A 23,549-nucleotide genomic window follows, 5' to 3' on the forward strand; every position below is an offset into this window, starting at 1 on the left:
TCTAGTCGCGGACCATGCGGTGGGCCGAGTCCACGGCCCAGATCTTCTCGATATTGTAGAAGGTCCGCACTTCCGGGCGGAACAGGTGGACGATCACATCGCCCGCGTCGATGAGGACCCAGTCGCAGTGCGGCAGGCCCTCGACCTTGGCCTTGCCCAGGCCCTGGTCCTTCAGGGTGCGCAGCAGGTGGTCGGCGATGGCGCCGACGTGGCGGTGCGAGCGGCCGGAGGCGACGATCATGGTGTCGGCCATGGCGCTTTTGCCCTTCAGGTCGATCAGGACCATGTCCTGAGCCTTGTCCTCGTCGAGGCGGCTCAGCAGGGCTTCTTCAAGCGGAGTCGATCCGACCGGGCGGGGGACGGAATCCCCGAATGCGGCGGTCGTTTCAGATCCGTCTTCGGAATGGAGAGGTTCTATAGGGTCCATCTCGTGCGCCGTGTTCGAAACGGCGGCGTCTTGCGCGTCATACGCGGGCGAGGGGGTCAGCGGAGGGCTCCAGGAGCATTGACTAAAGCAGCCCCTTAGCACGGATGGGGGCGAACGTGAACCGGCGCCGGGATCACGAGCCCGCGTCCGGCCTCTTCGAGGCCCGGATGGCGGTCGAGGACAGGGGATTCAGGGGCGCCGTCAGATAGGTCCAGGCCGGGGCCGCCAGGGTCGGCAGAAGGCCCGCCTGCTCCGCCGGGATGCGGAAGGCGGCGAAGCGGGCGGCCGCCGGCGCCGTGCGGCTGTCCAGTTGCGATCCCGGCCGGGCGATCACCGCCACGGGCATCAGCCGCATGATGTCGGTCCAGCCCCGCCAGCGATGGAAGCCGGCCAGATTGTCCGATCCCATGACCCAGACGAAATGAACGCCCGGATGGCGGGCGACCAGCAGGCGCAGGGTCTCGACCGTCCAGACCACCCCGGCCCGGCTTTCGAAATCCGAGACGATCATGGACGGGCCCCGGATCTGGGCCTGAGCCGAGGCCATCCGTTCGGCCAGGGGGGCGCTGTCGCGGGTGTCCTTCAACGGGTTCTGGGGCGAGACCAGCCAGACCACCCGATCCAGGCCCAGCCGCCGCATGGCCGTCTCGGCGACATGGGCATGGCCTTCATGGGCCGGATTGAACGAGCCGCCGAACAGGCCGACCTTCATCCCCGGCGTCAGGATCAGCCCATCGCGAAGCGCCCCCTGTCGGGGGCCGGCGCCTTGGGGCGCGGGACCGGCGTGGAAGAAGGGCAAGCGAGGCGTCTCGGGGGTTATGCTCAAGGCGGCCTTATCATGGCGGCGCCCGCCCTGTCCCCCGATTATTCGTCCGACCTCAGACGGCGGCTTCGAACAGGGCTTCGCGCGTCACGTCGGCGTGGGTCATGGGGAACATGTGGCCGCCGCCGCGCACCACCTCGACCGAGACGTGCGGCAGGCCGCGCGGCGACGAGGGCACGTGAGTCAAGGCGCCGTGTTCCGCCTTCAGGATGCGGATCGGACCGCGATAGAGGCGAAGCGCCCGCCAGGGATCGTGCGCCTGGGCGGCGTAGTTGGCCGCCTCCCAGGCGGGGGTGGCGGCCAGGGTGAAGCCGTCGGGGCCTTCCACCAGACCTTCGGCCAGATAGTCGGCCAGCACCATGTCGGGCCAGCCCTTGAACGCCCCCCGACCGCGGTAGGCGGCCATGGCCTCCTCGCGGCTGGCGAACAGGGCGCGGCGGCGAAGCGTGGCGCGTGCGATCGGAATGCGGGACAGAAACCGGTGGGCGAAGGGCAGGTTGAACACCAGCATGGCGGACCGCCGCCAGATCACTGCGTCCAGCAGAACCAGGCTGGCGACCCGGTCCGGCCGCTCCGCCGCCGCCAGCAGGGAGGCGGTCCCGCCCATGGAATGGCCCGCCAGGACCGGCGGCGGACCGTCGATCGTCTCCATCAGGGCCAGAAGATCGTCGCGGTGATCCCGCCAGCTGGTCTTGGGCCGGGCGAACACCGGCAGGTCAGAGGCCCCATGGCCACGAAGGTCCGGGGCCCAGATCCGCAGCGACGTCGACAGGGGCGACAACAGGCTGCGATAGGCGCCGGCGTTGAAACCGTTGGCGTGGGAGAAGATCAGATCGACCGGACGCTTAGGATCCCCGAAGTCCAGGACCGACATCCGCCCCCCGCCCCATCGATTGTCGATCGGGACGCTGAGCCGGCGCGGCGGCGACATCAGGGCCGCATCCATGATCAGGCCGCATCCCGGCAGGCGGCGCACAGGCCGTGCGCCTCGATCGTGGTGCGGGCGATCGCATAGCCGGCGGCGGCGCCGGCGGCGGCGATGACGTCCTGGCCCGGCCCGTCGATCTCGCGCGTCACCCCGCAGCAGTCGCAGATCAGAAAGGCGGCCGCATGGCTGCCCCCGACCTCCTGGCCGGCGCAGGCGACATAGGCGCTGATCGAGGCGATCCGATGGGCCATGCCGTGGCGTTCCAGGAATTCGAGCGCCCGATAGACGGTGGGCGGCTTGGCGGCCTGTCCGTCCTCGCCGAACCGGGCGATCAGATCATAGGCCTTCACCGGCTCGCCGCTCTCGAGCAGCAGCGACAGCACCCGGCGGCGCGGCGGGGTCATGCGCTCGCCGGCCGAGACCACCCGCGCCTCCGCCTCGGACAGGGCGCGGTCCAGGCGTGCGCCGTCAAGGCCGGAATGAAGATGATCATGGTCGCAGACGGCGTTCATGAGCCACAGCTAATCCTTGATAAGCCCGGCCGCAACAGAACACGGCTTGCAGTCCGTGATGTTATCTCATAACAGAAACGCTTCCTCTCCTGAACCCCAGTGATGTCCATGCGTCAGACCGTCACCCGCTCGCTTCTGCTTTCCGCCGTCGCCTGGAGCGCCCTGGGCGGCGCCGCCCTCGCCCAGACCCTGGCTCAGACCGGCCCCGGCCGTCCGGCCCAGGTCGATGACGTCATCGTCACCGCCACCCCCTATGGCGTCACCCAGCGCGCCACCACCATCGCCACCGACGTGCTGGACGACCAGGCCCTGGCCATCGCCCCGGCGACGTCTCTGGGCGATCTGGTCAACGGCCTGCCGGGCGTGCGCTCGACCGACTTCGCCCCCGGCGCCAGCCGCCCGGTGATCCGGGGCCTGTCCGGCCCGCGCGTCCAGGTGCTGACCAACGGCCTGGGCCAGATCGACGCCAGCTCCGTTTCGCCGGACCACGCCGTGGCCACCGATCCCGGCGAAGCCCATCGGATCGAGGTCGTGCGCGGCCCGGCCACCCTGGTCTATGGCGGCTCGGCCATCGGCGGGGTGGTCAACATCATCGACGACCGCATCCCTGAAGCCCTGCCTGAAGGCGGGGTCGAGGGTCGGGTCTCGACCCAATATTCCAGCGTGGACGACGGCCGCGGCGCCTCGGGCCATGTCACCGTCGGCGCCGGCCGGTTCGCCTTCAACCTGAGCGGCGTGACCCGCAAGACGGACGATTATGACATCCCCTCCCCCGCCCGGTCCCAGGTTCTGGCCGACAGCGACGGCGAGCCGCGCGGCGCGGGCGACAAACAGCCGAACTCCTGGTCCGAGCTGAACGCCTGGGGCGTCGGCGGCTCCTACATCGCCGACAAGGGCTTCGTCGGCCTGTCCTACAAGAAGACCGAAAGCGAGTACGGCACGGTCGCCGAGCCGGAGGTCTTCATCAATCTGGAGCAGGAGCGCTGGGACGGCCGCGGCGAATACCGGTTCGACGCCGGTCCCTTCGCCAAGGTTCGCGCCTCCTACGGCCACGCCGACTACACCCACACCGAGTTCGAAGGACCGGGCGAGCCGGGCACCGTCTTCAACTCCGACGGCTGGGAGACCCGCGGCGAGCTGGTCCAGCGCGAGCGGAACGGCTGGAACGGCGCCGTCGGCGTCCAGGCCCTGGAGCGCAATTTCGAGGCGATCGGCGAGGAGGCCTTCGTCCCAACCGTCAAGATCGAGGAACAGGGCCTCTACACCGTCCAGCGCTATGACCGCGACCGCTACGGCTTCGAGGGCGGGCTGCGCTATGACCGCCGCACCCTGAGCGCCGTTCCGCTGGGCGAGACGGCCGAGGTGGAGCGTCAGTTCGACAACTGGTCCGCCAGCGGCGCCGCCTTCCTGCGTCCCCAGGCCGGCCTGTTCCTGGGGCTGAGCCTGTCGCGGACGGAACGCGCGCCCAGCGAGGTCGAACTGTTCGCCGACGGCGTCCACGTCGCCACCGCCGCCTATGAGACCGGCGACCTGGGCCTGGACACCGAGAAGGTGACCACGCTGGAGGGCACGGTCCACTTCGACCGTGACCGGTTCTCCGGGGATATGCACCTCTACAAGGCCTGGTACGACGGCTTCATCGACGAACGCCGCACCGGCGCAGACTTCACCACCGACGAGGGCGAGACCTTCCCCGTCTATCGCTTCGTCCAGACCGACGCGGACTTCTACGGCTTCGAGGCCGAGGCCGCCTACGCCCTGTGGCAGGACGGGGATCGCAAACTGTCGCTGGAGGGGGCGGCCGACTATGTCCGCGCCGACACCGACCTGGGCCCGGCCGCGCGCATTCCGCCCTGGTCGGCGACCGCCCGCCTGGCCTGGACCTCGACGCTTTGGGACCTGACCGGCGAAGTGCGCCACGTCGGCGAACAGGACCGGCTGGCGGAAGGCGAACTGCGCACGGACGCCTATACGCTGGTCAATCTGCGCGGGGCGGTTCGGCCGTTCGCCGACAAGGACGTCACCGTCTTCGCCGAGGCGCACAATCTGACGGACGAGGAGGCGCGCGAGCATACCTCCTTCCTGAAGGACATCGCGCCCCTGCCCGGGCGCAACCTGCGGATCGGCGTCAGCTACGCCTTCTGACCGGTTCCTGATCGGGCGGTTTGCCGCTGAGGCGGGCTTGGGCTAGAAGGCCCGCCTCATTCCACTCCAAGAGCGCCTGGCTCCTCATGACCGATACGAACAACTCGCCGCTCGAAGGCAACGTCCTCTTCTATACGAAGCCGGAACCGCTGGACCCGACCCTGCACGGCGCGCTGGGCGTCAACGCCGCCGACAAGCCCTACGCCTTCGTCGGCCAGACCAACATCGTGCCGCTGACGGTGACCGAGTTCGCCGCCGCCGCCCTGTCCTATCCGGTGATCTTCACCGGTGAGAACCGCCAACCGGTCGTGGTCATGGGGCTGCGCCAGGGCGAGAACCTGTTCGTGGCGGACGACGGCGACTTCCGCCCCGACGCCTACATCCCCGCCTATGTGCGCCGCTATCCGTTCGTCTTCGCCGACGACAAGCAGAATCAGCGCCTGATCCTGTGCATCGACCGCGGCGCCTCGATCGTGGCCGAGGGCGGCCAGAACCCGCTGTTCGTCGAGGGCAAGCCCAGCGACTACACCAATATGGCGATGGAGTTCTGCAACAACTTCGAACAGGAGCGTCAGCGCACCGAAGCCTTCGTCAAGCTGATCCAGGACCTGGACCTGCTGGACGTGCGTGAAGCCGTCTTCACCCCGCGCAACCCGGACGGCACGCCCGGCGCGCCCCAGAAGCTGGCCGAATATTACGCCGTGTCGGAAGACAAGCTGAGGGCCCTGCCGGCCGAGAAGCTGGCCGAGCTGCGCGACAACGGCGCCCTGGGCCAGATCTACGCCCATCTGGTGTCGCTGCTGGGCTGGGACCGCCTGATCGCCCTGGCCTTCCTTCGCCAGGCCCCGGCCAGCGTCAACTGAGCCTCGGCCTGACGTCAAAGAGAACGCCCGCCGGTCGCACCGGCGGGCGTTTTCAATTTCAGCGTCGGGAGAACAGGGCGCGGGTCAGGCAGGAGAAGACCAGCCGCCCGGCCTCGTCCAGCAGATCGTGTTGGGCGATGACGATGCCCTTGCCGTCCCCGACCGGATCCTTGCCCATGACGGTCATCCGGCCCCGCAGCAGCTCGCCCGGCGGCGGATTGCGCAGATAACGCAGCCCGTCGACCGCCAGGACCTTGGTCTGGGCCCAGGCGCCCGACTTCTCGGCCGCCAACCGGCTCCACAGGGCGTAGATCATCGCATCGGGCGCCCCATAGGCGGCGTCCCAGCCGGGCGCGAACCGCTCGACGAAGAGGTCGAGCGCCCCCGGATCGACCGCACAGGCCCCCAGGGGCACGACCTGCCCCGTCTCCAGATCCTCGAAATGGACGAGCAGGGGGTCGCTCATGGAAATCCTTCAGCCTGGTTCTTCGGAAACACGAACCAGCAGCTTGCCGTCGTGGTCGCCGGTGAACAAGCGGTTCAACGAATCCACGGCGCCTTCCAGGCCGTCATCGACGTGGACCTTCCACTTCACCTTGCCCTCGGCCAGCCACGGACCCATCTCCGCGACCATTTCGCGGGCGCGAGGCGCATAGTCCAGCACCAGGAAGCCCTGGACGTGGAGCCGATGGGTGATGATCCGGGCGAAGTTGGGCGACGGCGGCGCCTTGGTGGCGTTGTAGGATGAGACGAGGCCGCACACCGCCATCCGGCCGTGGACCTTGAGCCGGTTGAAGACGGCGATCATGATGTCGCCGCCGACGTTTTCGAAGTTGAGATCGATTCCGTCGGGCGCCAGCCGGTCCAGCGCGTCGCCGACGTCCTCGTTCTTGTAGTCGATCGCCGCGTCGAACCCGAGTTCGTCGGTCAGCCAGGCGCATTTCTCAGGGCCGCCGGCGACGCCGATGACGCGACAGCCGCGCTGTTTGGCGATCTGGCCGGCGATCGAACCCACCGCCCCCGCCGCCGCAGAGATCACCATCGTCTCGCCGGCCTTGGCTTTCAGCACGTCGGTGACGCCGAAATAGGCCGTCAGCCCGGTCATGCCCAGGACCGACATATTGGCCGTCAGCGGCAGGCCGGGCGCCCGGTGCACGGGCCGAAGCCCGGCTTCGGGCACGACGGCGTAGTCCGCCCACCCACCGGCGGCGGGCATGACGACGTCGCCGACCTTGAACCGGTCCGACCGGCTGTGCTCCACCACCCCCAGGGTCAGGCCGCGCATGACCTCTCCCAGCCCCACAGGCGGCAGATAGCCTTCGGAATCGTTCATCCAGGTCCTGTTGGTGGGGTCCAGCGACAGATAGACGGTGCGGACCAGCACCTCGGATTCCTTCACCTCCGGCACGGGCGTCTCGACCAGCTCCAGGTCGCCGGGCTGAACCAGGCCCTTGGGCCGCTGACGCAGCACCCACTGACGATTGATCTTGGCGTTGGAAACCATGCGTCTCTCTCCGTGCGTTTTCTTTGAGGATCATCTTGGCCCTGCGCGCGGCGCGGGTCGAGGGCCGGGTTGAAAAGAAAAAGGCGGTCCAAGCGGACCGCCTTTGAAGTGGCATCATCGAGAATGAGGTGCGGAGGCGGCAGATTGGCTGTCGCCAATCTCAAGTCGGGGGGGCGTCGCCGCCTCCGCAGTCTCCTAACGGCGTGGGTGAACCCCGGTTCCCGACAACAGGCGGCTTTTTTTCGTGCCTGGCGCGAAAGATCCCGGGTAGGAACGCCGTTACTCAGGCGGCGTTGTGTCTGGTCATAAGCAACAGCCGGGACGCAGACCATGACGCACCAAGAACCGCAACCGAACAACGATCGTCTGGTCGATCGTCAGGGCGTAGATGCGCGCTCGGCTCGCCAGGGCCGATCCGGCAGCCGAATCCTGCTGATCCTTATCGCCTCCCTGGGCGGCGCGGCGCTTTTGCTGGGTCTGCTTTGGATGTTCAGCCAGGGCGGCCTGTCCCAGACCAACGCCAACGACGGGGACCAGGCGGTCGATGCGCGCGCCTTCAGCGGCGATGCGGCGACGCCGCCGGCCGCCGACGCGCCGACCGGCCCGAACGGCGAGCCGCAGCCCGTGCCGACCGGAGAGGCGGCGAACGTCAACGCCCCGACCCAGCCGTCCAGCTGATGTGAAAAAGCCCCGGCGCCGAGGCGGCCGGGGCTTCATCCGCGCCCTCGGCGGGCGCAAGGGCGTCCGAGATTAAGCCGCTTCCTTGTGGCGCGACGGATGGAAGAACAGGGCTTGGCTGATCGCCGCCTTCACCGTCTCGGGCTGGAAGGGCTTGGTGATCAGGAAGGTCGGCTCAGGCCGTTCGCCGGTCAGAAGGCGTTCGGGGAAGGCGGTGATGAAGATCACCGGCACGTCGATGTCCTTCAGGATGTCCTTGACCGCATCAATGCCGGAAGAGCCGTCGGCCAGCTGGATGTCGGCAAGAACCAGGCCGGGCTTGTGGCGAGCCACCGCCTCGACGGCCTCGTCATGGGTGGTCGCAGCCCCGGTGACGCGGTGGCCCAGTTCCTTCACCAGGCTCTGAATGTCGGCGGAGATGATGGCCTCGTCCTCGATCACCAGGACGTCGGTGGCCAGTTCGGCGTCGATGTCCGACTGGGCGTCGGCGATCAGCCGCTCGACGTCGCGGGGATCGGCCGAAAGGATCTGGGCCGCTTCCGAAGGCGTGAAGCCTTCCAGGGCCGTCAGCAGAAAGGCCTGGCGCGAGCGCGGCGCGATCCGCATCAGGCGACGCGAAGCCTCGTCGCGGCCGTCGCCCAAGGCGCCGATCTGAGAGCCGCTTTCCAACTGGGCGCCGGTCGAGGACCAGATGGCGTGGAAGACGTGATAGAGGGCGACGCGCGGCGTCATGTCCGGCGAGAGCTGCTGCTCTCCCGCAGCCAGCGCTTCGAGTGCGACCCGCACATAGTTGTCGCCGGTCGATTGATCGCCGGTGAGGGCCCGCGCATAGCGGCGGACATAGGGCAGATGCGGCGCAAGTCTGGCCAGAAGGCTCATGCTGGATAGTCCCCGACAGAGGCTGCGCGCCCGAGGATGGACGACAGCGATACAGAGGCTGGAAACGCCAAAGCCCCGATGCGGTTCCGCAGCGCTTGCGCTCTGTCGATTTTTATTACCGCATCTGAGGAACCCGGAGCCAGAGGGACCGTTAATGGACCTGCATTTCTGCACTGCAGTTGGGTGGGCGGTGTTCTGTCTATGATTGACTCTTCCGATTCCTCGCGGCGCAAGGGCGCCGGCAACACGGGGGAGGCGGGGCTCGAAGAAGCTCGCCTTCGTCAACAGGCCATCGGCGTCAAGCTGCGGCACATGTTCGACGAGGTGGTCAACGAGCCCGTGCCTGACGAATTCCTGGATATTCTGAAGCGCGCCGACGCCAAGGCGTCGGACGGTGGCGCATGAGCACGTCCCGATTGGGCGCCGCGCCCAAACCCGCCTCTGCGGATGATGAGGGCTTCAAGCGGGAACTGGTCCTGCTGATTCCGCATCTGCGCGCCTTCGCCCGCACCTTGACGGGCGATGCGACGGCCGCTGACGATCTGGCCCAGGATGCGATGATGAAGGCCTGGGACGCGCGCGCCAGCTATCAGATGGGCACCAATATGAAGGCCTGGACCTTCATGATCCTGCGCAACCAGTTCTATTCCGAGAAACGCCGGTCCTGGCGTCAGTCGCAGCTGGACCAGGAGGCCGCCGAGCGGACCCTGGTGGCGGTGGACGACCCCGAGGCCCCGGTGGCCCTGGACGAACTGCGTCAGGCGCTGAAGACCCTGCCCGAAGAGCAGCGCGAGGCCCTGATCCTGGTCGGCGCCGGAGGCTTCGCCTATGAGGAGGCGGCCGAAATCTGCGGCTGCGCCGTCGGCACGGTCAAGAGCCGCGTCAGCCGGGCGCGCCGCGCGCTTCTGACCACCTTGGAAAAGGGCGGATACAGCCGCGACGGCAAGGCCGCCGGGGACGCCATGCGCACCATTCTCGGCGAGGCCGACAGGCTGGCCGGCGCGCGGTCCTGAGCCTCGGTGAACCAGGCCGCCCAATCCGACGCCCCCGCGCCGAGGCCTCGCCTGGGACGACGCTGGAATTCGGCCCGGTTCCAAGGCATTCGCTTCCGGCTGGGCACGGCCATGGCCTTGGCCCTGCTGCCCATCCTGATCCTGATCGTCATCCAGACCCAGGCGGACTTCCGCCGGCAGGCGGATGATCGCCGCACCGATCTGCAACTCGCCGCCGAACGCAGCGCCGGCAGCGCCAAGGCGCGGCTGGACAGCGCCCAGGTTCTGCTGCGCGCGCTCAGCCCCGACGCCCTGGGCCCCTATTGCGCGCCACGCCTGACCGCCCTGGTCGATCGGCTGGAGGGTTATGAGGGCCTTTATCGCCTGAGCCCGACGGGCGAGGCGGTCTGTTCCTCCGGACGTCCCGAGGGATTGCGGTCGGGCGTGACGCCGGCGGCGGGCTCGACCTGGTTCCAACGGCTTCGCCGCGGCGAGGATCTGGTGGTGGTTCGCGCCCCCGTCTACGCCGGCTATCCCGCCGCCCTGATCGTCGCCATCCGGGCCGAACGGCCGATGGGCCGGTTCGACGGCGCCATGGCGGCCGTCATCCCCCTGTCGGCGCTTCAGCCGGACACTCGCGATCCGGCCCTGCCCGACCAGTCCGAAGCGGCCCTGACGGACGCCGCAGGGCGGGTGCTGCTCGCCAGCGACCCCGCCGCCTTCCGCCTGTCGGACGGGGGGGACGTCACCGGCTGGGTGGAGCGGGCGCGAGACCAGGGCTCGGCCGTCTTTGCGGGCAAGGACAGCCAGGGCCAGCGCCGCGACTACGCCGGAGCGGTTCTGGCCGGGGGCGATCTCTACGCCCTGCTCTCGGCGCCGGCGCCGGGACTGTTGTCCTGGGCGCGGCTCAACCCGATCGGCACGCTTCTGCTGCCCCTGGGCGCCTGGCTGACGGCCTTCGCCGCCGTCATGCTGCTGTCCGAGCGGATCTTCATCCGCTGGCTGGACTATCTGGAACGGATCGCCGCCCTCTATGCGCGCGGTCGCTTTTCGGTGCGGCCGCTCCAGGCCATGAACGCCCCGTCGGAAATCCGCGTCATGGCTCGGACCCTGGACGAAATGGCCGAGGCCATCACCCAGCGCGACCGGGAGCTGAACGCCTCCCTGGCCGAAAAGGACGCGCTGATGCGCGAAATCCACCACAGGGTGAAGAACAATCTGCAGATCATCTCCTCGCTTCTGTCGATGCAGCAGCGGGCCCTGACCGACGCCCCGGCCAAGGCGGCGCTGGGCGACACGCGCCAGCGGATTTCGGCCCTGGCCCTGATCTATCGCACCCTGTACCAGAGCGAGGACATCCGCCACGCCGACGCCCGCGACTTCCTGAACGAGCTGGTGGGCCAGCTCATCGCCGGCGAGGCGGTGCGCGGCCATGTGGTGGTCAGTTCGGTGGACGCCGATTCCCTCTATGTCGATCCTGACAAGCTGGCGCCCCTGGCCCTGTGGCTGGTCGAGGCCGTCAACAATGCGCAAAAGCACGCCTTCGCCGGTCGCGGCGGCGCGCTGAAGGTCCGCTTCCGGGTCTATGGCGAGACGTCCATTCTGGAAGTCGAGGACGACGGTCCGGGGGGCTCCGCCGCCGCCGAGGCTGGCGTGGGTCAGACCCTGATGGGCGCCTTCGCCAAACAGCTGCGGGGCGAGACCGAGTTCGTGGAGGCGCCGGGCGGCGGCTCCATCGCCCGCATGACCTTCGCCACGCCCGAAGCCCTGTCGCCCGCCGACCCGGCCGACAAGGCCTGAAGCCGGAGGGAACCGCCGCCGTGGCGTCGCGTTCCTAGGGCAAGACCGACAGACTCCCATGTCGGCTGAACCGGAGCCTTCTCATGCGTAAGATCTTTGTCCTGGTCGCCGCCGCCGCCGCCCTGACCACCGCCGCCTGCAACACCGTCGAAGGCGTGGGCCGCGACACCCAGGCCGCCGGCCAAGCCGTGACCGGCGCCGCCCAAGACGCCAAGAACTAAGCCGCCGCCGCCTCGCCTTCCCGACAGGCGAGCCGCATCGGACTTGCAAGGCCCCGCTTCGTCGGGGCCTTGTTCGTTTCGGGACAGCCTCAGGAGATTGATCGTGAACCAGACCGCCAAGAACGCCGGCCTCGCCCTGATGCGCCAGCACGCCCTGATCGCCGGCGAGCCGATCCCGGCGAACGGGTCAGGCATTGCGGTGGACGACCCCGCGACCGGCGAGGTGATCGGCCATGTCCCCGAGCTGGGCGCCGCAGAGACGGACGCCGCGATCCAGGCTGCCGCCGAGGCCTTTCCCGACTGGTCGCGCGGCGATCCGCACAGGCGTGCGGCCTTTCTGCGCCAGTGGGCCGCCTTGATTGATCAGAACCTCGAAGGCCTGGGCGCCCTGATGGCCCTGGAGAACGGCAAGCCGTTCGAGGAGGCCAAGGGGGAGGTGACCTACGCCAACGGCTTCATCAAATGGTTCGCCGGCGAGGCCGAGCGGCTGATCGGCGAGACCCAGGACAGCCCGCTGGGCCATCTGCTGCTGACCTATCGCGAGGCGGTGGGGCCCTGCGCCCTGATCACCCCGTGGAACTTCCCGGCGGCCATGCTGACGCGCAAACTGGGACCGGCTTTCGCAGCGGGGTGCACCGCCGTGGTCAAGCCGGCCAGCCAGACCCCGTTCACGGCCATCGCCCTGGCCGAGCTCGCCTATCAGGCCGGCCTGCCGGTCGGCGCCCTGTCGATCGTGACGGGCGAGGCCTCCGTGATCGGCAAGGTGCTGACGGACAGCCCCCTGATCCGCAAACTGTCCTTCACCGGCTCGACCGGCGTGGGCCGCAAGCTGGCCGAACAGTGCGCCCCGACCTTGAAACGGGTGTCGATGGAACTGGGCGGGGCCGCCCCCCTGATCGTCTTCGCCGACGCCGATCTGGACCTGGCCGTCGCCGAGACCATCAAGGGCAAGTTCAGGAACTCGGGCCAAACCTGCGTCTGCCCCAACCGGGTCTATGTCGAGCGGTCCGTCGCCGAGGCCTATGCCGAGAAGCTGGCGGCCGAGGTGGCGAAGATCAAGGTGGGCGCAGCCTTCGAAGAGGGGGTCAAGATCGGTCCCCTGATCGAGGACAAGGCGATCGAGAAGGTCGAGAAACATGTGGCGGCGGTCCAGGCCGACGGGGGGCGGGTGCTGACCGGCGGGTCGCGCCACGAACGGGGCGGCCGCTTCTTCCAGCCGACCGTGACCCTGGGCGGGGACGACGCCCTGTTCCGCAAGGAGGAGACCTTCGGTCCGATGATCCCGGTCTTCGCCTTCGACACCGAGACCGAGGCGCTGGACAAGGCCAACGCCAGCGAATTCGGCCTGGCCTCCTATCTGTTCACCCGCGACCTGGATCGGGCCATGCGCTTCAGCCGCCGGATCGAGGCGGGCATGTGCGGGGTCAACACCGGCCTGATCTCCACCGCCGTCGCCCCGTTCGGCGGGGTCAAACAGTCCGGCTACGGCCGCGAGGGCTCGATCCACGGCATAGACGAATATGTGGATGTGAAGACCGTGACCCTGGCGTTGAGATGAGGCTCAGACCGGCAGGACCCCGCGCTTGACCACCGATCGCATGGCCACGCTGGACGAGACCCGGTGGACGCCGGGCAGGCGCGTCAGGGTCTTGGCGTGGACTCGTTCCAGATCATCGACGTCGCGCACCACCAGACGCAGCAGATAGTCGGCGCCCCCGGTCATCAGATAGCATTCCATCACCTCGGGCGCGGCGGCGACCGCCTGTTCGAAGGCGCTCAGCGCCGCCTCGGACTGGGACGACAGGGTGACGGTGACGAAGACGCTGATGGGCAGGCCCACGGCCCGTTCGCTGATCACGGCCGCATAATGATCGACCACCCCGGCCGCTTCGAGCGCCCGCAGCCGGCGCAGGCAGGCGCTTTCCGACAGGGCCACCTGACGGGCCAGGTCGGCGTTGGTCATGCGGCCGTCCTGCTGAAGCAGACGAAGCATCTTCCTGTCGGTTCCGTCCAGTTCGACGGCGGAAACGGTCTTCATGGGTCAACCTCTTCGCAGAAACTTCGCATGTATGGCGATCAGGTCCTGAAATGAACAGGATTCTGCGTTCGGCTCGGCGCTATATGTGCGGTCTGCGATCCGTCCAGGAGAGGCGGAGGTTTGAACCATTCACGGAGAGGCCCCATGCGAGTCGGCGTTCCCAGCGAGATCAAGAAGAACGAACACCGGGTCGGCCTGACGCCGACGGCGGTGCGCGAATATGTGGCCCACGGCCATTCGGTGTCGGTCCAGACCGGCGCCGGCCTGGGCGCCGGCTTCACCGATGCGGATTACGAGAAGGCGGGCGCGACCCTGGTCCCCGACGCGGCGACCGTCTTTGCGAACAACGACATGATCGTAAAGGTCAAGGAGCCGCAGAAGGTCGAGTGGGAGATGCTGCGCGAGGACCAGATCCTCTACACCTATCTGCACCTGGCGCCGGATCCGGAACAGACCAAGGGGCTGCTGGCGTCCAAATGCGCCGCCGTCGCCTATGAGACCGTGACCGACGCGCGCGGCGGCCTGCCCCTGCTGGCGCCCATGTCCGAAGTCGCCGGTCGGATCGCCGTCTTCTCGGCGGCAGAGACTCTGTTGAAGCACAACGGCGGCATGGGTCTGCTGTTCTGCGGCGTGCCGGGCGTGGCGCCGGCCCGCGTGCTGGTGCTGGGCGGCGGCGTGGTCGGTCTGAACGCGGCGCGAATGGCCATGGGTCTGGGCGCCGAGGTGGTGGTGCTGGAGCGCTCGATCCCGCGCATGGCCTATATCGACGAAGTCACCAACGGCCGGGTCATCACCCGCTATTCTTCCATCGGCGCGATCGAGGAAGAGCTGGTCAAGGCCGATGTGGTGATCGGCGCCGTTCTGGTGCCCGGCGCCTCGGCGCCCAAGCTGGTCAAACGCGAGCACCTGAAGACGATGAAGCCCGGCTCGGTCCTGATCGACGTGGCCATCGACCAGGGCGGCTGTTTCGAGACCTCGCACGCGACCACCCACGAAGACCCGACCTATGTGATCGACGGCGTGGTCCACTATTGCGTCGCCAACATGCCGGGCGCCGCGCCCCGCACCAGTTCCGAAGCCCTGAACAACGCCACCCTGCCCTTCGGTCTGGCCCTGGCGGATCACGGTCTGGAGGCGCTGAAGAAGGACCCGCACCTGGCGCGCGGCCTGAACGTGCTGAAGGGCGAGATCACCTATCCGGCCGTGGCCCAGGCGCTGGGCATGGACTGGAGCGATCCGTTCGGCGTCTGGGCCAAGGGTTGATCCGAGACCTTCCCCCGCTTGCGGGGGAAGTGTCAGGTCGTGGCGCGAAGCGACACGCCTGACGATGGGGGGAGTGTCGCGATACTCCCCTCTCCGACCCTTGATCGCTGCGCGATCGACGGGCCACCTCTCCCGCAAGCGGGAGAGGGACTGATGGCGCCTGTGATTCGCCGCCGTCTTTTGGCATAAGCCCGCGATGAAGTTCCTCGACCAGGCCAAGATCTATATCCGCTCCGGCAACGGCGGCGCGGGCTCCGTGTCGTTTCGACGCGAGAAATTCATTCCCAACGGCGGCCCCGACGGCGGCGACGGCGGCAAGGGCGGCGACGTCTGGATCGAGGCGGTCGAGGGGCTGAACACCCTGATCGACTATCGCTACCAGCAGCATTTCAAGGCCCAGACCGGCCACCACGGCCAGGGCCGCCAGATGCACGGCGGCAAGGGCGAGGACGTGGTCCTGAAGGTGCCGGTCGGCACCCAGGTGCTGGACGAGGACAAGGAGACGGTGCTGCTGGACATGGATACGCCCGGCAAGGTCGAGCTGCTGCTGAAGGGGGGCAATGGCGGCTGGGGCAATGTCCGCTTCAAGGGACCGACCAACCAGGCGCCCGCCTACGCCAACCCCGGCCAGGAGGGCCAGGAGCGTTGGGTCTGGCTGAGGCTGAAACTGATCGCCGACATCGGCCTGGCGGGCCTGCCCAACGCGGGCAAGTCCACCTTCCTGTCGGCGGCCAGCGCGGCCAAGCCCAAGATCGCCGACTATCCCTTCACCACCCTGGCGCCCAATCTGGGCATGGTGGACCTGTCGCCGACCGAACGGTTCGTCATCGCCGACATCCCCGGCCTGATCGAGGGCGCCAGCGAAGGCGCGGGCCTGGGCACCCGCTTCCTGGGCCATGTCGAACGCTCGGCCAGCCTGATCCATCTGATCGACGGCACACAGGAGGACGTGGTCCACGCCTATCACATCATCCGGGGCGAACTTGAAGCCTATGGCGAAGGGCTGGCGGACAAGGCCGAGATCCTGGCCTTGAACAAGATCGACGCCCTGACGCCCGAAGAGCGCGAGGAAAAGGCGGCGGCCCTGGAGGCGGTCGCGGGCCGTCAGCCCATGCTGGTGTCGGGCGTGTCCGGCGAGGGCGTGCCCGCCCTGCTGCGCGCCGCCTGGGCCGAGGTGAAGAAGACCCGGGGCGCCCTGGCCGGGGACAGCGAGGCGGATCAGGTCTCGGGCTGGCAGCCCTGATTGACGGCGGCCGCGCGCCCGACAGATGTGGCGCGCGCACGTCACCCTGAGATTTCGGCGATCTGGGTCTGCGTGAATGAAGCGGACAACGGTTTTCAATGCTATGCGTTAACCGTGCCAACGGTGAAGCTGGAGCACCCCGCCTGATGCGTCGTTTCTTGATATGGTCGGTTCTGGCCGCCCTGGTCGGTCTGGTTTTGGCCGGGACGGGCTATTGGGCCTATTGGAACTTCTATTCGCGCTTCCAGCCCGTCACCATCACGCGCAATCAGGCCCAGATTCAGCAGCTGCTGGACGAGGCTTCCTGGGTCTCGGGCGGCGGTGGGGGCGAACCCCTCTATGTCATCGGCTATCGCGACAGCGCCTCGACCCAGCGTTACGTCCGCGAAGAGATCGACAAGCTGAAGGCGGCCGGGGTGGAGCCCCGCATCATCCTGTTCGCCCGGGCCGACCGGGAAGGCGCAGCCCAGTCCACGGCGGCCGAACGGGCCACCGTCGCCGAACTGTGGCTGACCCGCGACTGGTCGCTGTACCAGCGCTGGATCCAGACACCCGCGCGAGAATGGACGGCGGCCGGCATTCCGGCGGCCGACGGCAATCTGGCCCGCGCCGCCGTGGTCGAGGCCAGTCGTCAGTTCGACGCCCGCCTGACCGAACTGCTGAAGGACGGGGGCGTGCAGATCACCTATCCGCTGGTGCTGTGGCGAGACCGGGACGGATTCCTGAAGGCCTGCGGCTGCGCCGACAGCCGCGCCTGGCCCTTCATCCGCGACGACCTGAACGCGCCGGATCGGGTCGGGACGGCCACGCCCGATGCGGACGCCGCCTCGGCGCCTTACGGCGGTGAAACGCCCGCTCCGGGCTCCGATCCCTCCGCCCTGCCCTATCCGAACCTGCCGGCCATTCCGCCGGCCGCCACACCGCCTGGAGCCGCTCCACAGGCTCCTGGCGCGCCGACGCCGGGCGCCCAGGGTTCGGCCCCCAATGGGCAGGCCCCCGACCGAACGCCGCCGCCCCGCGCCGCGCCGACGCCCAAGACTCAGGACGACAGCACCTTTTTCTGATCGGGCTCCCGCCCCTTCACGCCGCCTTCACACCGCCCGGCAGGCCGCGATCAGCCGATCCACGTCTGCGGCGTCCTGATAAAGGCCGAAGCCGAAGCGGATCACGTCGTCGCGGACGTCCGTCACCACCCCCGCCGCCAGCAGGGTCGCGCGCCACGCCTGGGCGTTGGGATGACGCAGGGCCAGGAACCGGGCGCGCGTCCCGTCGCCGACGACGGGGTTCAAAATCTCGGCCTCGCCGAAAACACCCGCCTCGCCCGCACCGACCGCCGCCTGGAACTGCAACGCCAGCGCCCGGCCGTGTTCGGCGACGTCCTCCGTCGTCAGCCCCGCCTGGCTCAGCATCCCGCGGGCGGCGTTGAACCGGTACAGGGCCGAACTGTCGAAGGTGGCCCCCCAGAAACGGCCGCCGTCCGAGCGATACTGAACCCCGCCGGGCGGCCCCGACAGATCCCCGAACTCGGCGAACCAGCCGGTGATGACGGGCCTGGGGCCGAAACCGTCGGGCGCGTGCAGGAAACAGGCGCCCTCGCCCGCCATGGCGTACTTATAGCCGCCGGCGACATAGAAGACCCGGTCCGCGACGCCCGACAGGTCGGTCGGCGTAGCCATGAAGCCGTGATAGCCGTCGATCAGCACCCAGGGGCCCTCTGGCCGGGCCAACGCCGCCAGGGCCTCGATCCGGTCGAACAGCCCCCCGGTGCGGAAGAAGACATGGCTGACGACGATCCAGTCGTAGCCGCCGCCCTGGGCCGCCGCAGCGAACCGCTCTGCAAAGGTCTCGAACGGGGCCAGGGGCACGCGCGTGACGACGGCCTGGCCCGCCTCCTCCCACCGGTCGGCCTGGCGACGGAACGAGTGGAACTCTCCGTCCGTCGACAGAATCCGCACGGGCCGGCGCTCGATCGCCGAAAAGACCCGCAGCAGCAGATCGTGAGTGTTGGGGGCGAAGACCAGGCTGTTCGGGTCGGGAAGCCTCAGTTCGGCCGCGACCTCCGCCTGGGCCCGGGGAATGACCTCGCCGAAGATCAGATCCCATTTGCGATCGGCGTGTAGATTGGCGTCGAGCCAGGCCTGCTGCTGCGCCTCGAATGAGGCGTCAGGCCACAGATGGTGGCTGTGGGCGGCGAAATGCAGGCGCTCAGGCGCCAGGGACAGGGCGCGTGAAAAGAGGGCTTTGAACGACATGGGCGCACCATGACGGCTTCGACCCCGAACGTCGAGATCAGCGCGCCCGCCGGAGCCCCAACATCCCCAGCCAGCCGCCGCTGGTCAGCAGGGCCACGTCCAGCAGGGCCAGGGGCAGGGGCGTGGGGACTGGCGCGGCGATGAAACGGGCCTTCCATTCGGGGCCGAACTTGCCCTTGTAGCTGCGCAGACCCTGGAAGCCGTAAAGGGCGCCGCCCTCTTCGAACACCAGGGCGCCCACCCGCGCGAAGACAGGGGCGATGCGGCGATCCTCCAGCCCCGCCAGGGGCGCCATGCCCAGGTCGAACTCGGCGATCCCCTCGGCCTTGGCCCATTGGACGCAGCGGGTGAACAGATAGTCCATGACCCCGTGCGGGGCGTCGGGCGTATAGCGCATCAGATCCACCGCCGCCTCGCCCGGCGTGACCAGAAGATTGGCGAAGGCCACGATCCGGTCGCCCTCGCGCATCACCGCCAGCGGCGTCAGGTCCAGATAGTCGATGTCGAACCGGCCCAGGGAGAAGGCCTTTTCGGCCCCGTTGTGCATGGCCAGCCAGGCGTCCGAAATGGCGCGCAGTTCGGCCTCCAGAGGCCGGGCTGACCCGGGCGGCAGGACTTCGAACCGCGCCCCTTCCCGCTCGGCCCGGTTCAGGGCCGTGCGGAGGTTCTGCTTGCCCTTGCCCTCGGTGGTGAAGGTTTCCGTGCGGATCACCGCCGTCTCCCCGACCTTGCGAAGGGCCAGGCCCATGGTCGCCAGTTCGCCCAATATGTCGTCGCCGACGGAATAGAAGACCGCCGAACCGCCGTAGCTGTCGGCCATTTCGGCGAAGGCCCAGAGCAGCTCCTGCCGCTCCGCCATCAGGCCGGCGGGTTCGCCCATGGCGATCCAGCGCCGCCCGCGCACGCGATAGGCCAGGAAGCTGCGGCCCGACGGGCTGAACAGCAGGGCCTTGTCGCCCAGCATGGCCAGCCAGGCTTCCGGGGCGGCGACGTCGGCCGTCTCCAGCGCCTGACGCGCGCGTTCGATCTCCTCGCGCGACGCCGGGCCGTGGCTGTCGGCGCCGGGCGAACTGAGCAGAGACCGGCCTGCGACCAACAGGGTCAGCAGGGACAGGATCAGCCCGGCCCGCAGGAAGCCGGAAGCCTGGCGATCGACCAGGAAACGCCACCACAGTTCGTCCGAATAGACCACGTCCCGATAGGCGAAAAACCCCAGCCACAGCATGGAGATCACCACGGCGATCAACAGCAGCAGCCAGCCCGGCCGCAGAGGCTCGCTGAGACGCGACCGCCGGTTGAAGGCCGAGCGGCACGGCGCCAGCAGGACAGCCACGAGGATCAGATCGATCGATTCCCGCCAGTCCAGCCCCTTCAACAGAGAAAAGACCGCCCCCGCCGCCAGGGCCGCCATCGCGGCCCAATAGGCGCCGCGCCTGCGCCGCCACAGGCCCGCCGACAGGAAGAGCAGGATAAAGCCGGCGATGCTGGCCATGAAATGCGACAGGTCGATCAGTATGGGCGAGACGACGCCCGTCAGGAGCCGTAACCGCTCGTCGAACTCGGGCGTCACCGCCGAGATCAGCATCAGCGCCCCCGCGCCGAAGGCGAGGACGGCGAAAACCTGGGGCGTCAGCTCATAGGCCAGCCCGAGCAGCCGCCGCACGAGCCGAGGCCCATAGATGTTCTTCTGGCTCACAGAGCCCCCCGATTCGCCTTTTCCGCCCCATCATAGACCAAGACTCGTCCAACCGGGGCGGGTCCAAGGTCATTTAGAGGCGCGTGAAACAATCCGTAACACGGCGGGTTTGGTCGATGCGGGCGCCGGGCCCGCTTGTACGAGGGTATAGTCCCATGAACATCAAGACCGCTTTTCTGACTAGCGCCGCCGCCGCCTTTCTGATCGCCGCGCCGGCCCTGGCCCAAGACGCCGCCTCGACCCCGCCGGCCTCTCCAGACGCCGCGGCCTCAGCTTCTAGCCAACAGAGCCTGCAACTGACGCCGGGCGTTTCGATCCAAGGCCCCGACGGCGAGCTGGGCAAGCTGGAAGGCGTTCAGACCAACGCCTCGGGCGCTCAGGAGCTGACTGTCCGCGGCGCCGATGGCCAGGTTCGCGCCGTGCCGCTGAACGGCATTCGCCAGGAGGGCGAAGCCGTCAAGGTGGATTACACCAAGGCTGAGTTCGACGCCGCCGCCGCCATCGCGGGCGAGGCTTCCGCCACCCCCGACGCCGCGACGCCGCCCGCTGACGACGCCATGACGTCTCCGACGGCGCCTGAGCCGACGACTGCGCCTGACGCGGCGGAACCGACGCCGCCGACCCTGCCCGCCGAGCCGGCGCCGACTGAACCGACGGACCCCGCGACCTCGAGCGATCCGACGACCCCGCCGGCCAGCCCCCAGGGTTGATCGCGGCAAGCCTCTGAAGGCTTGATCCTAGAAGGCGGTCGGCTCAGCCGGCCGCCTTTCCTGTGTCGGTGATCCGAGCCGGACAAAAAGAAGGGGCGGTTCCTGCGAACCGCCCCTTCGTCTTATATTGCCTTAAGTCGGGGGTCAGGCGCGACGCTTGACCAGGCCCAACAGGAACAGAAGGATCACGGCGCCGATGGTGGCGACGATGGTCGAACCGATCCAGCCGCCCCAGCTGATGCCCAGGGCGCCGGCGATGAAGCCGCCGATCAGGGCGCCGATGACGCCGACGATCAGATTGGTGATCAGGCCGTGGTTACGACCCATGATCTGTTCCGCGAGCCAGCCCGCGACGATGCCGATGATGATCCAGGCGATAATGCCCATAAGTTTGGTCCCTTCCTTCAAAAGCCAAGCTGCCGACTAAATGCGTCCGCCCCGATCGGGTTGCGCAACCCCGTCCCGATTCCCGGACAGGGGCCGCCAGCCCTTGCGAAGCCCGATTCCGGCATGGCGATTGCGAGGTTTCGGGCGAGCCGTGCCAATTCGGGACGGGTTGCAGATGAGGAATTGGGGGCCATGGCCACCGACATCGATCTCCACCTGGGCCGCCGTCTGCGGCGTCGCCGTCGCCTGCTGGGGCTGACGCAACAGCAGTTGGCCGTGCAGGTGGGCATCCGCTTCCAGCAGATTCAGAAATACGAATGCGGCGCCAACCGCATCTCGGCCGCCCGCCTGTGGCAGCTGGCCCAGGCGCTGGAGACGCCCGTCAGCTATTTCTACGACGGCGTCGCCGAAGCCCTGGAGACCAAGGGCGGCCTGCCCACGGCCCAGGAGGTCTTCTCGCGCAAGGAGACCCTGGATCTGATCCAGGCCTATTATCAGCTGGAAGAGCGGCCGCGCCGCCGCCTCTTGGACCTGGCCAAGTCGCTGCACGACTCAAAGGACGTCGCCGCCTGATCTGACGCCTCAGCCGGGCCCCTTTCGGTTCCGTCCCGCCCGATCATGCTCTAAGAGCCGCGCATGACCGAGTTCGAATCCTTCGCCGTGGAACTGGCGCACGCAGCCGCGCGCGTCACCCTGCCCTTCTTCCGTTCCGACATCGGCCATGAGGACAAGGGCGGCGCCAAGGGGTTCGACCCCGTGACCGAGGCCGACAAACAGGCCGAGGCGGCGATCCGCCGCCTGATCGCCGAACGCTATCCCGACCACGGCGTCATCGGCGAGGAATACGGCGAGGACCGGCCGGACGCCGAACATGTGTGGATTCTGGACCCCGTCGATGGGACGCGGGCCTTCATCTCGGGCCTGCCTCTGTGGACCACCCTGATCGCCCTGCGCACCGGCGGCAAGCCGACCGTGGGCGTGATCGCCCAGCCCTATCTGGACGAGATCTTCATCGGCGGCCCGTCCGGCGCCCGGCTGCTGCGCGGCCAAACCGAGACGCCTTTGGCCGTGCGGGCGTGCGAGCATCTGACCGAGGCCGTCATCTCGACCACCGATCCGAACATCTTCAACGGCGCCGAACTGGGCGCCTGGACCCAGGTCCGCGCCGCCGCCCGCCTGGCCCGCCTGGGCTGCGACGCCTATGCCTACGCCATGGTGGCGGCCGGCAAGATGGACCTGGTGGCCGAAACCAGCCTGAAACCCTGGGACTGGTCCGCCCTGGTCCCGGTGATCGAGGCCGCCGGCGGCCGGGTGGTCAACTGGCGCGGGGAGGCGCCGGACGGAAGCGGGCAGATTTTGGCCGTCGGGGATGAACGGCTGATCGAGCAGGCGCTGGTGACGCTGAGGCGGGCGGCGGCCTGAGCAACGGAAGTCGGGATGTCTGCGAGGGGTGGTTAGCTGAACTTTGATCGCCTAACGTCGCGCCGCCCGTTGGAGGCAATGACCATGGATTTCACCTACGCTGCGGCGTTTGTCCTTTCCGTCGTCGTCGGGCTTACAAGCGCGCTGATTTTTATCGGCCGGAAGGGTCGCTCGTACTGGCGGTTCACCTTGATTACCTTGCTTGTTGCCGTGCTTGCCGACTTTGCGCTCCTCCTGGATTGGGGCCATGCGAGCGAGATGACCGCCGCGTTCCTGCTAATGGATGCCGCCTTCTTCTCGGCGTATGGATTGGCCGGCTGTGCCATCGGCGCGCTGCCCGTGATCGGGGCGCGAGCGATTTATCGAGTAGTCCGGACGCTCTGGACAAAATGATCCTAAGGTCCGCATCGGGTCGATTTCAGTCAAAGGCTTCGGTGTTGAAAGCGGACAACAGCCGTCCGTCCGAAAGGCGGACGCTTCGAAGTTCAGCTAAGGGTGGGAAGCAGACATTAGGCCCTGTAAGGTTTGGGGATGAGCCTGAAATGGACATTGGTCGCACGCCTGCTTGCGAGTTGGCTTCTAGCGATGGTTGGCATGTGTGCTTTTGCCTGGAGCACAGGCAACCTCAGCGAAGGTATCTGGGCTATTTGGCTCTTGGGGCTAGGCTCGCTTCCGCTTGTTGCCTTGGCCCTAATCGTAACCATCGTCTTCCCACGAGCGATCCGCTCAAGGCCGGTTCTCTGGGGTAGCATCGCAGTCCTGCTTT

Annotated in this window: 26 protein-coding genes; 15 read left to right on the plus strand and 11 right to left on the minus strand. The window is 68.2% G+C overall.

The window, feature by feature from the left end; genetic code table 11:
- Position 1: 1 nt before the first annotated feature.
- The 4 genes from rsfS to AC1RKE_RS02975 all read right to left on the minus strand — a co-directional run bounded on the left by rsfS (position 2) and on the right by AC1RKE_RS02975 (position 2,690).
- The gene (gene rsfS / locus AC1RKE_RS02960) at positions 2-427 is read right to left on the minus strand and encodes a ribosome silencing factor (RefSeq protein ID WP_082382550.1); all 426 of its coding nucleotides are present in this window, start codon (positions 425-427) and stop codon (positions 2-4) included.
- Between the two features lie 133 nt (positions 428-560).
- Positions 561-1,253 (minus strand): nicotinate-nucleotide adenylyltransferase, encoded by a 693-nt coding sequence (locus AC1RKE_RS02965; RefSeq protein WP_395942156.1) that lies wholly within the window; start codon positions 1,251-1,253, stop codon positions 561-563.
- 52 nt (positions 1,254-1,305) lie between these two features.
- Complete coding sequence (locus AC1RKE_RS02970; RefSeq protein WP_370513381.1) at positions 1,306-2,196, minus strand: alpha/beta fold hydrolase; 891 nt, start codon at positions 2,194-2,196, stop codon at positions 1,306-1,308.
- A gap of 2 nt (positions 2,197-2,198) precedes the next feature.
- Positions 2,199-2,690 (minus strand): Fur family transcriptional regulator, encoded by a 492-nt coding sequence (locus AC1RKE_RS02975; protein ID WP_054764050.1) that lies wholly within the window; start codon positions 2,688-2,690, stop codon positions 2,199-2,201.
- A gap of 102 nt (positions 2,691-2,792) precedes the next feature.
- Here AC1RKE_RS02975 and AC1RKE_RS02980 point away from each other — a divergent pair, with 102 nt between their 5' ends.
- Positions 2,793-4,835, plus strand: coding sequence for a TonB-dependent receptor (locus AC1RKE_RS02980; RefSeq protein WP_152948982.1), 2,043 nt, complete (start codon positions 2,793-2,795; stop codon positions 4,833-4,835).
- Positions 4,836-4,921: 86 nt separating this feature from the next.
- On the plus strand, positions 4,922-5,698 hold the full coding sequence (locus AC1RKE_RS02985; protein ID WP_054764052.1) for a SapC family protein: 777 nt from the start codon (positions 4,922-4,924) through the stop codon (positions 5,696-5,698).
- Positions 5,699-5,756: 58 nt separating this feature from the next.
- On the opposite strand, the gene AC1RKE_RS02990 is transcribed toward AC1RKE_RS02985, so the two are convergent.
- Together AC1RKE_RS02990 and AC1RKE_RS02995 are read right to left on the minus strand one after the other, a co-directional pair.
- A complete protein-coding gene (locus AC1RKE_RS02990; protein WP_152948984.1) occupies positions 5,757-6,164 on the minus strand; it encodes a hotdog family protein in 408 nt (135 codons plus the stop codon).
- A gap of 9 nt (positions 6,165-6,173) precedes the next feature.
- Positions 6,174-7,202 carry an NADP-dependent oxidoreductase gene (locus AC1RKE_RS02995; protein ID WP_183218308.1) on the minus strand — a complete coding sequence of 343 codons (1,029 nt, stop codon included), beginning with the start codon at positions 7,200-7,202 and terminating at the stop codon, positions 6,174-6,176.
- Positions 7,203-7,532: 330 nt separating this feature from the next.
- On the opposite strand from AC1RKE_RS02995, the gene AC1RKE_RS03000 reads away from it, so the two are divergent.
- The gene (locus tag AC1RKE_RS03000; protein ID WP_152948986.1) at positions 7,533-7,880 is read left to right on the plus strand and encodes a hypothetical protein; all 348 of its coding nucleotides are present in this window, start codon (positions 7,533-7,535) and stop codon (positions 7,878-7,880) included.
- Positions 7,881-7,952: 72 nt separating this feature from the next.
- Here the strand turns inward: AC1RKE_RS03000 and phyR are convergent, their stop codons facing one another.
- Entirely contained in the window at positions 7,953-8,759 is an 807-nt protein-coding gene (gene phyR, locus AC1RKE_RS03005) for an anti-anti sigma factor/receiver protein PhyR (protein ID WP_152948987.1), read from the minus strand.
- A gap of 201 nt (positions 8,760-8,960) precedes the next feature.
- Between phyR and nepR the strand changes: the two genes are divergently transcribed.
- The 5 genes from nepR (at position 8,961) to AC1RKE_RS03030 (ending at position 13,330) form a co-directional block, all read left to right on the plus strand.
- A complete protein-coding gene (gene nepR / locus AC1RKE_RS03010) occupies positions 8,961-9,164 on the plus strand; it encodes an anti-sigma T factor NepR (RefSeq protein WP_054764057.1) in 204 nt (67 codons plus the stop codon).
- The gene (locus AC1RKE_RS03015) at positions 9,161-9,772 is read left to right on the plus strand and encodes a sigma-70 family RNA polymerase sigma factor (protein ID WP_054764058.1); all 612 of its coding nucleotides are present in this window, start codon (positions 9,161-9,163) and stop codon (positions 9,770-9,772) included. The genes nepR and AC1RKE_RS03015 overlap by 4 nt, the downstream gene beginning before the upstream one ends.
- A gap of 6 nt (positions 9,773-9,778) precedes the next feature.
- Positions 9,779-11,551 (plus strand): sensor histidine kinase PhyK, encoded by a 1,773-nt coding sequence (gene phyK, locus AC1RKE_RS03020; protein WP_321208007.1) that lies wholly within the window; start codon positions 9,779-9,781, stop codon positions 11,549-11,551.
- 83 nt (positions 11,552-11,634) lie between these two features.
- A complete protein-coding gene (locus tag AC1RKE_RS03025) occupies positions 11,635-11,772 on the plus strand; it encodes an entericidin A/B family lipoprotein (protein WP_017505506.1) in 138 nt (45 codons plus the stop codon).
- A 103-nt stretch (positions 11,773-11,875) separates the two neighbouring features.
- Positions 11,876-13,330, plus strand: coding sequence for an NAD-dependent succinate-semialdehyde dehydrogenase (locus AC1RKE_RS03030; protein WP_348683097.1), 1,455 nt, complete (start codon positions 11,876-11,878; stop codon positions 13,328-13,330).
- 3 nt (positions 13,331-13,333) lie between these two features.
- Here the strand turns inward: AC1RKE_RS03030 and AC1RKE_RS03035 are convergent, their stop codons facing one another.
- The gene (locus tag AC1RKE_RS03035; RefSeq protein ID WP_152948989.1) at positions 13,334-13,810 is read right to left on the minus strand and encodes an Lrp/AsnC family transcriptional regulator; all 477 of its coding nucleotides are present in this window, start codon (positions 13,808-13,810) and stop codon (positions 13,334-13,336) included.
- Positions 13,811-13,954: 144 nt separating this feature from the next.
- Here AC1RKE_RS03035 and ald point away from each other — a divergent pair, with 144 nt between their 5' ends.
- From ald to AC1RKE_RS03050, 3 genes are all read left to right on the plus strand, one after another.
- A complete protein-coding gene (gene ald, locus AC1RKE_RS03040; protein WP_152948990.1) occupies positions 13,955-15,073 on the plus strand; it encodes an alanine dehydrogenase in 1,119 nt (372 codons plus the stop codon).
- A 196-nt stretch (positions 15,074-15,269) separates the two neighbouring features.
- Positions 15,270-16,316, plus strand: a complete 1,047-nt coding sequence (gene obgE, locus AC1RKE_RS03045; RefSeq protein WP_348683098.1) for a GTPase ObgE — start codon at positions 15,270-15,272, stop codon at positions 16,314-16,316.
- 146 nt (positions 16,317-16,462) lie between these two features.
- Entirely contained in the window at positions 16,463-17,380 is a 918-nt protein-coding gene (locus AC1RKE_RS03050) for a hypothetical protein (RefSeq protein ID WP_348683099.1), read from the plus strand.
- A gap of 27 nt (positions 17,381-17,407) precedes the next feature.
- On the opposite strand, the gene AC1RKE_RS03055 is transcribed toward AC1RKE_RS03050, so the two are convergent.
- The gene (locus tag AC1RKE_RS03055; RefSeq protein ID WP_348683101.1) at positions 17,408-18,568 is read right to left on the minus strand and encodes a kynureninase/PvdN C-terminal domain-containing protein; all 1,161 of its coding nucleotides are present in this window, start codon (positions 18,566-18,568) and stop codon (positions 17,408-17,410) included.
- Positions 18,569-18,605: 37 nt separating this feature from the next.
- Positions 18,606-20,264, minus strand: a complete 1,659-nt coding sequence (locus AC1RKE_RS03060; RefSeq protein WP_348683103.1) for a GNAT family N-acetyltransferase — start codon at positions 20,262-20,264, stop codon at positions 18,606-18,608.
- A 155-nt stretch (positions 20,265-20,419) separates the two neighbouring features.
- On the opposite strand from AC1RKE_RS03060, the gene AC1RKE_RS03065 reads away from it, so the two are divergent.
- The gene (locus AC1RKE_RS03065) at positions 20,420-20,974 is read left to right on the plus strand and encodes a hypothetical protein (RefSeq protein ID WP_348683105.1); all 555 of its coding nucleotides are present in this window, start codon (positions 20,420-20,422) and stop codon (positions 20,972-20,974) included.
- A gap of 144 nt (positions 20,975-21,118) precedes the next feature.
- Here AC1RKE_RS03065 and AC1RKE_RS03070 read toward each other — a convergent pair whose 3' ends face one another.
- The gene (locus tag AC1RKE_RS03070) at positions 21,119-21,361 is read right to left on the minus strand and encodes a GlsB/YeaQ/YmgE family stress response membrane protein (RefSeq protein WP_007442559.1); all 243 of its coding nucleotides are present in this window, start codon (positions 21,359-21,361) and stop codon (positions 21,119-21,121) included.
- Positions 21,362-21,553: 192 nt separating this feature from the next.
- On the opposite strand from AC1RKE_RS03070, the gene AC1RKE_RS03075 reads away from it, so the two are divergent.
- From AC1RKE_RS03075 to AC1RKE_RS03085, 3 genes are all read left to right on the plus strand, one after another.
- Complete coding sequence (locus AC1RKE_RS03075; RefSeq protein WP_152948997.1) at positions 21,554-21,934, plus strand: helix-turn-helix domain-containing protein; 381 nt, start codon at positions 21,554-21,556, stop codon at positions 21,932-21,934.
- Between the two features lie 63 nt (positions 21,935-21,997).
- The gene (gene hisN / locus AC1RKE_RS03080) at positions 21,998-22,783 is read left to right on the plus strand and encodes a histidinol-phosphatase (RefSeq protein WP_348683108.1); all 786 of its coding nucleotides are present in this window, start codon (positions 21,998-22,000) and stop codon (positions 22,781-22,783) included.
- Between the two features lie 84 nt (positions 22,784-22,867).
- Positions 22,868-23,176 (plus strand): hypothetical protein, encoded by a 309-nt coding sequence (locus tag AC1RKE_RS03085; protein ID WP_287396052.1) that lies wholly within the window; start codon positions 22,868-22,870, stop codon positions 23,174-23,176.
- Positions 23,177-23,549 lie beyond the last annotated feature (373 nt).

Source organism: Brevundimonas sp. GW822-FHT03E11, from assembly GCF_058801445.1.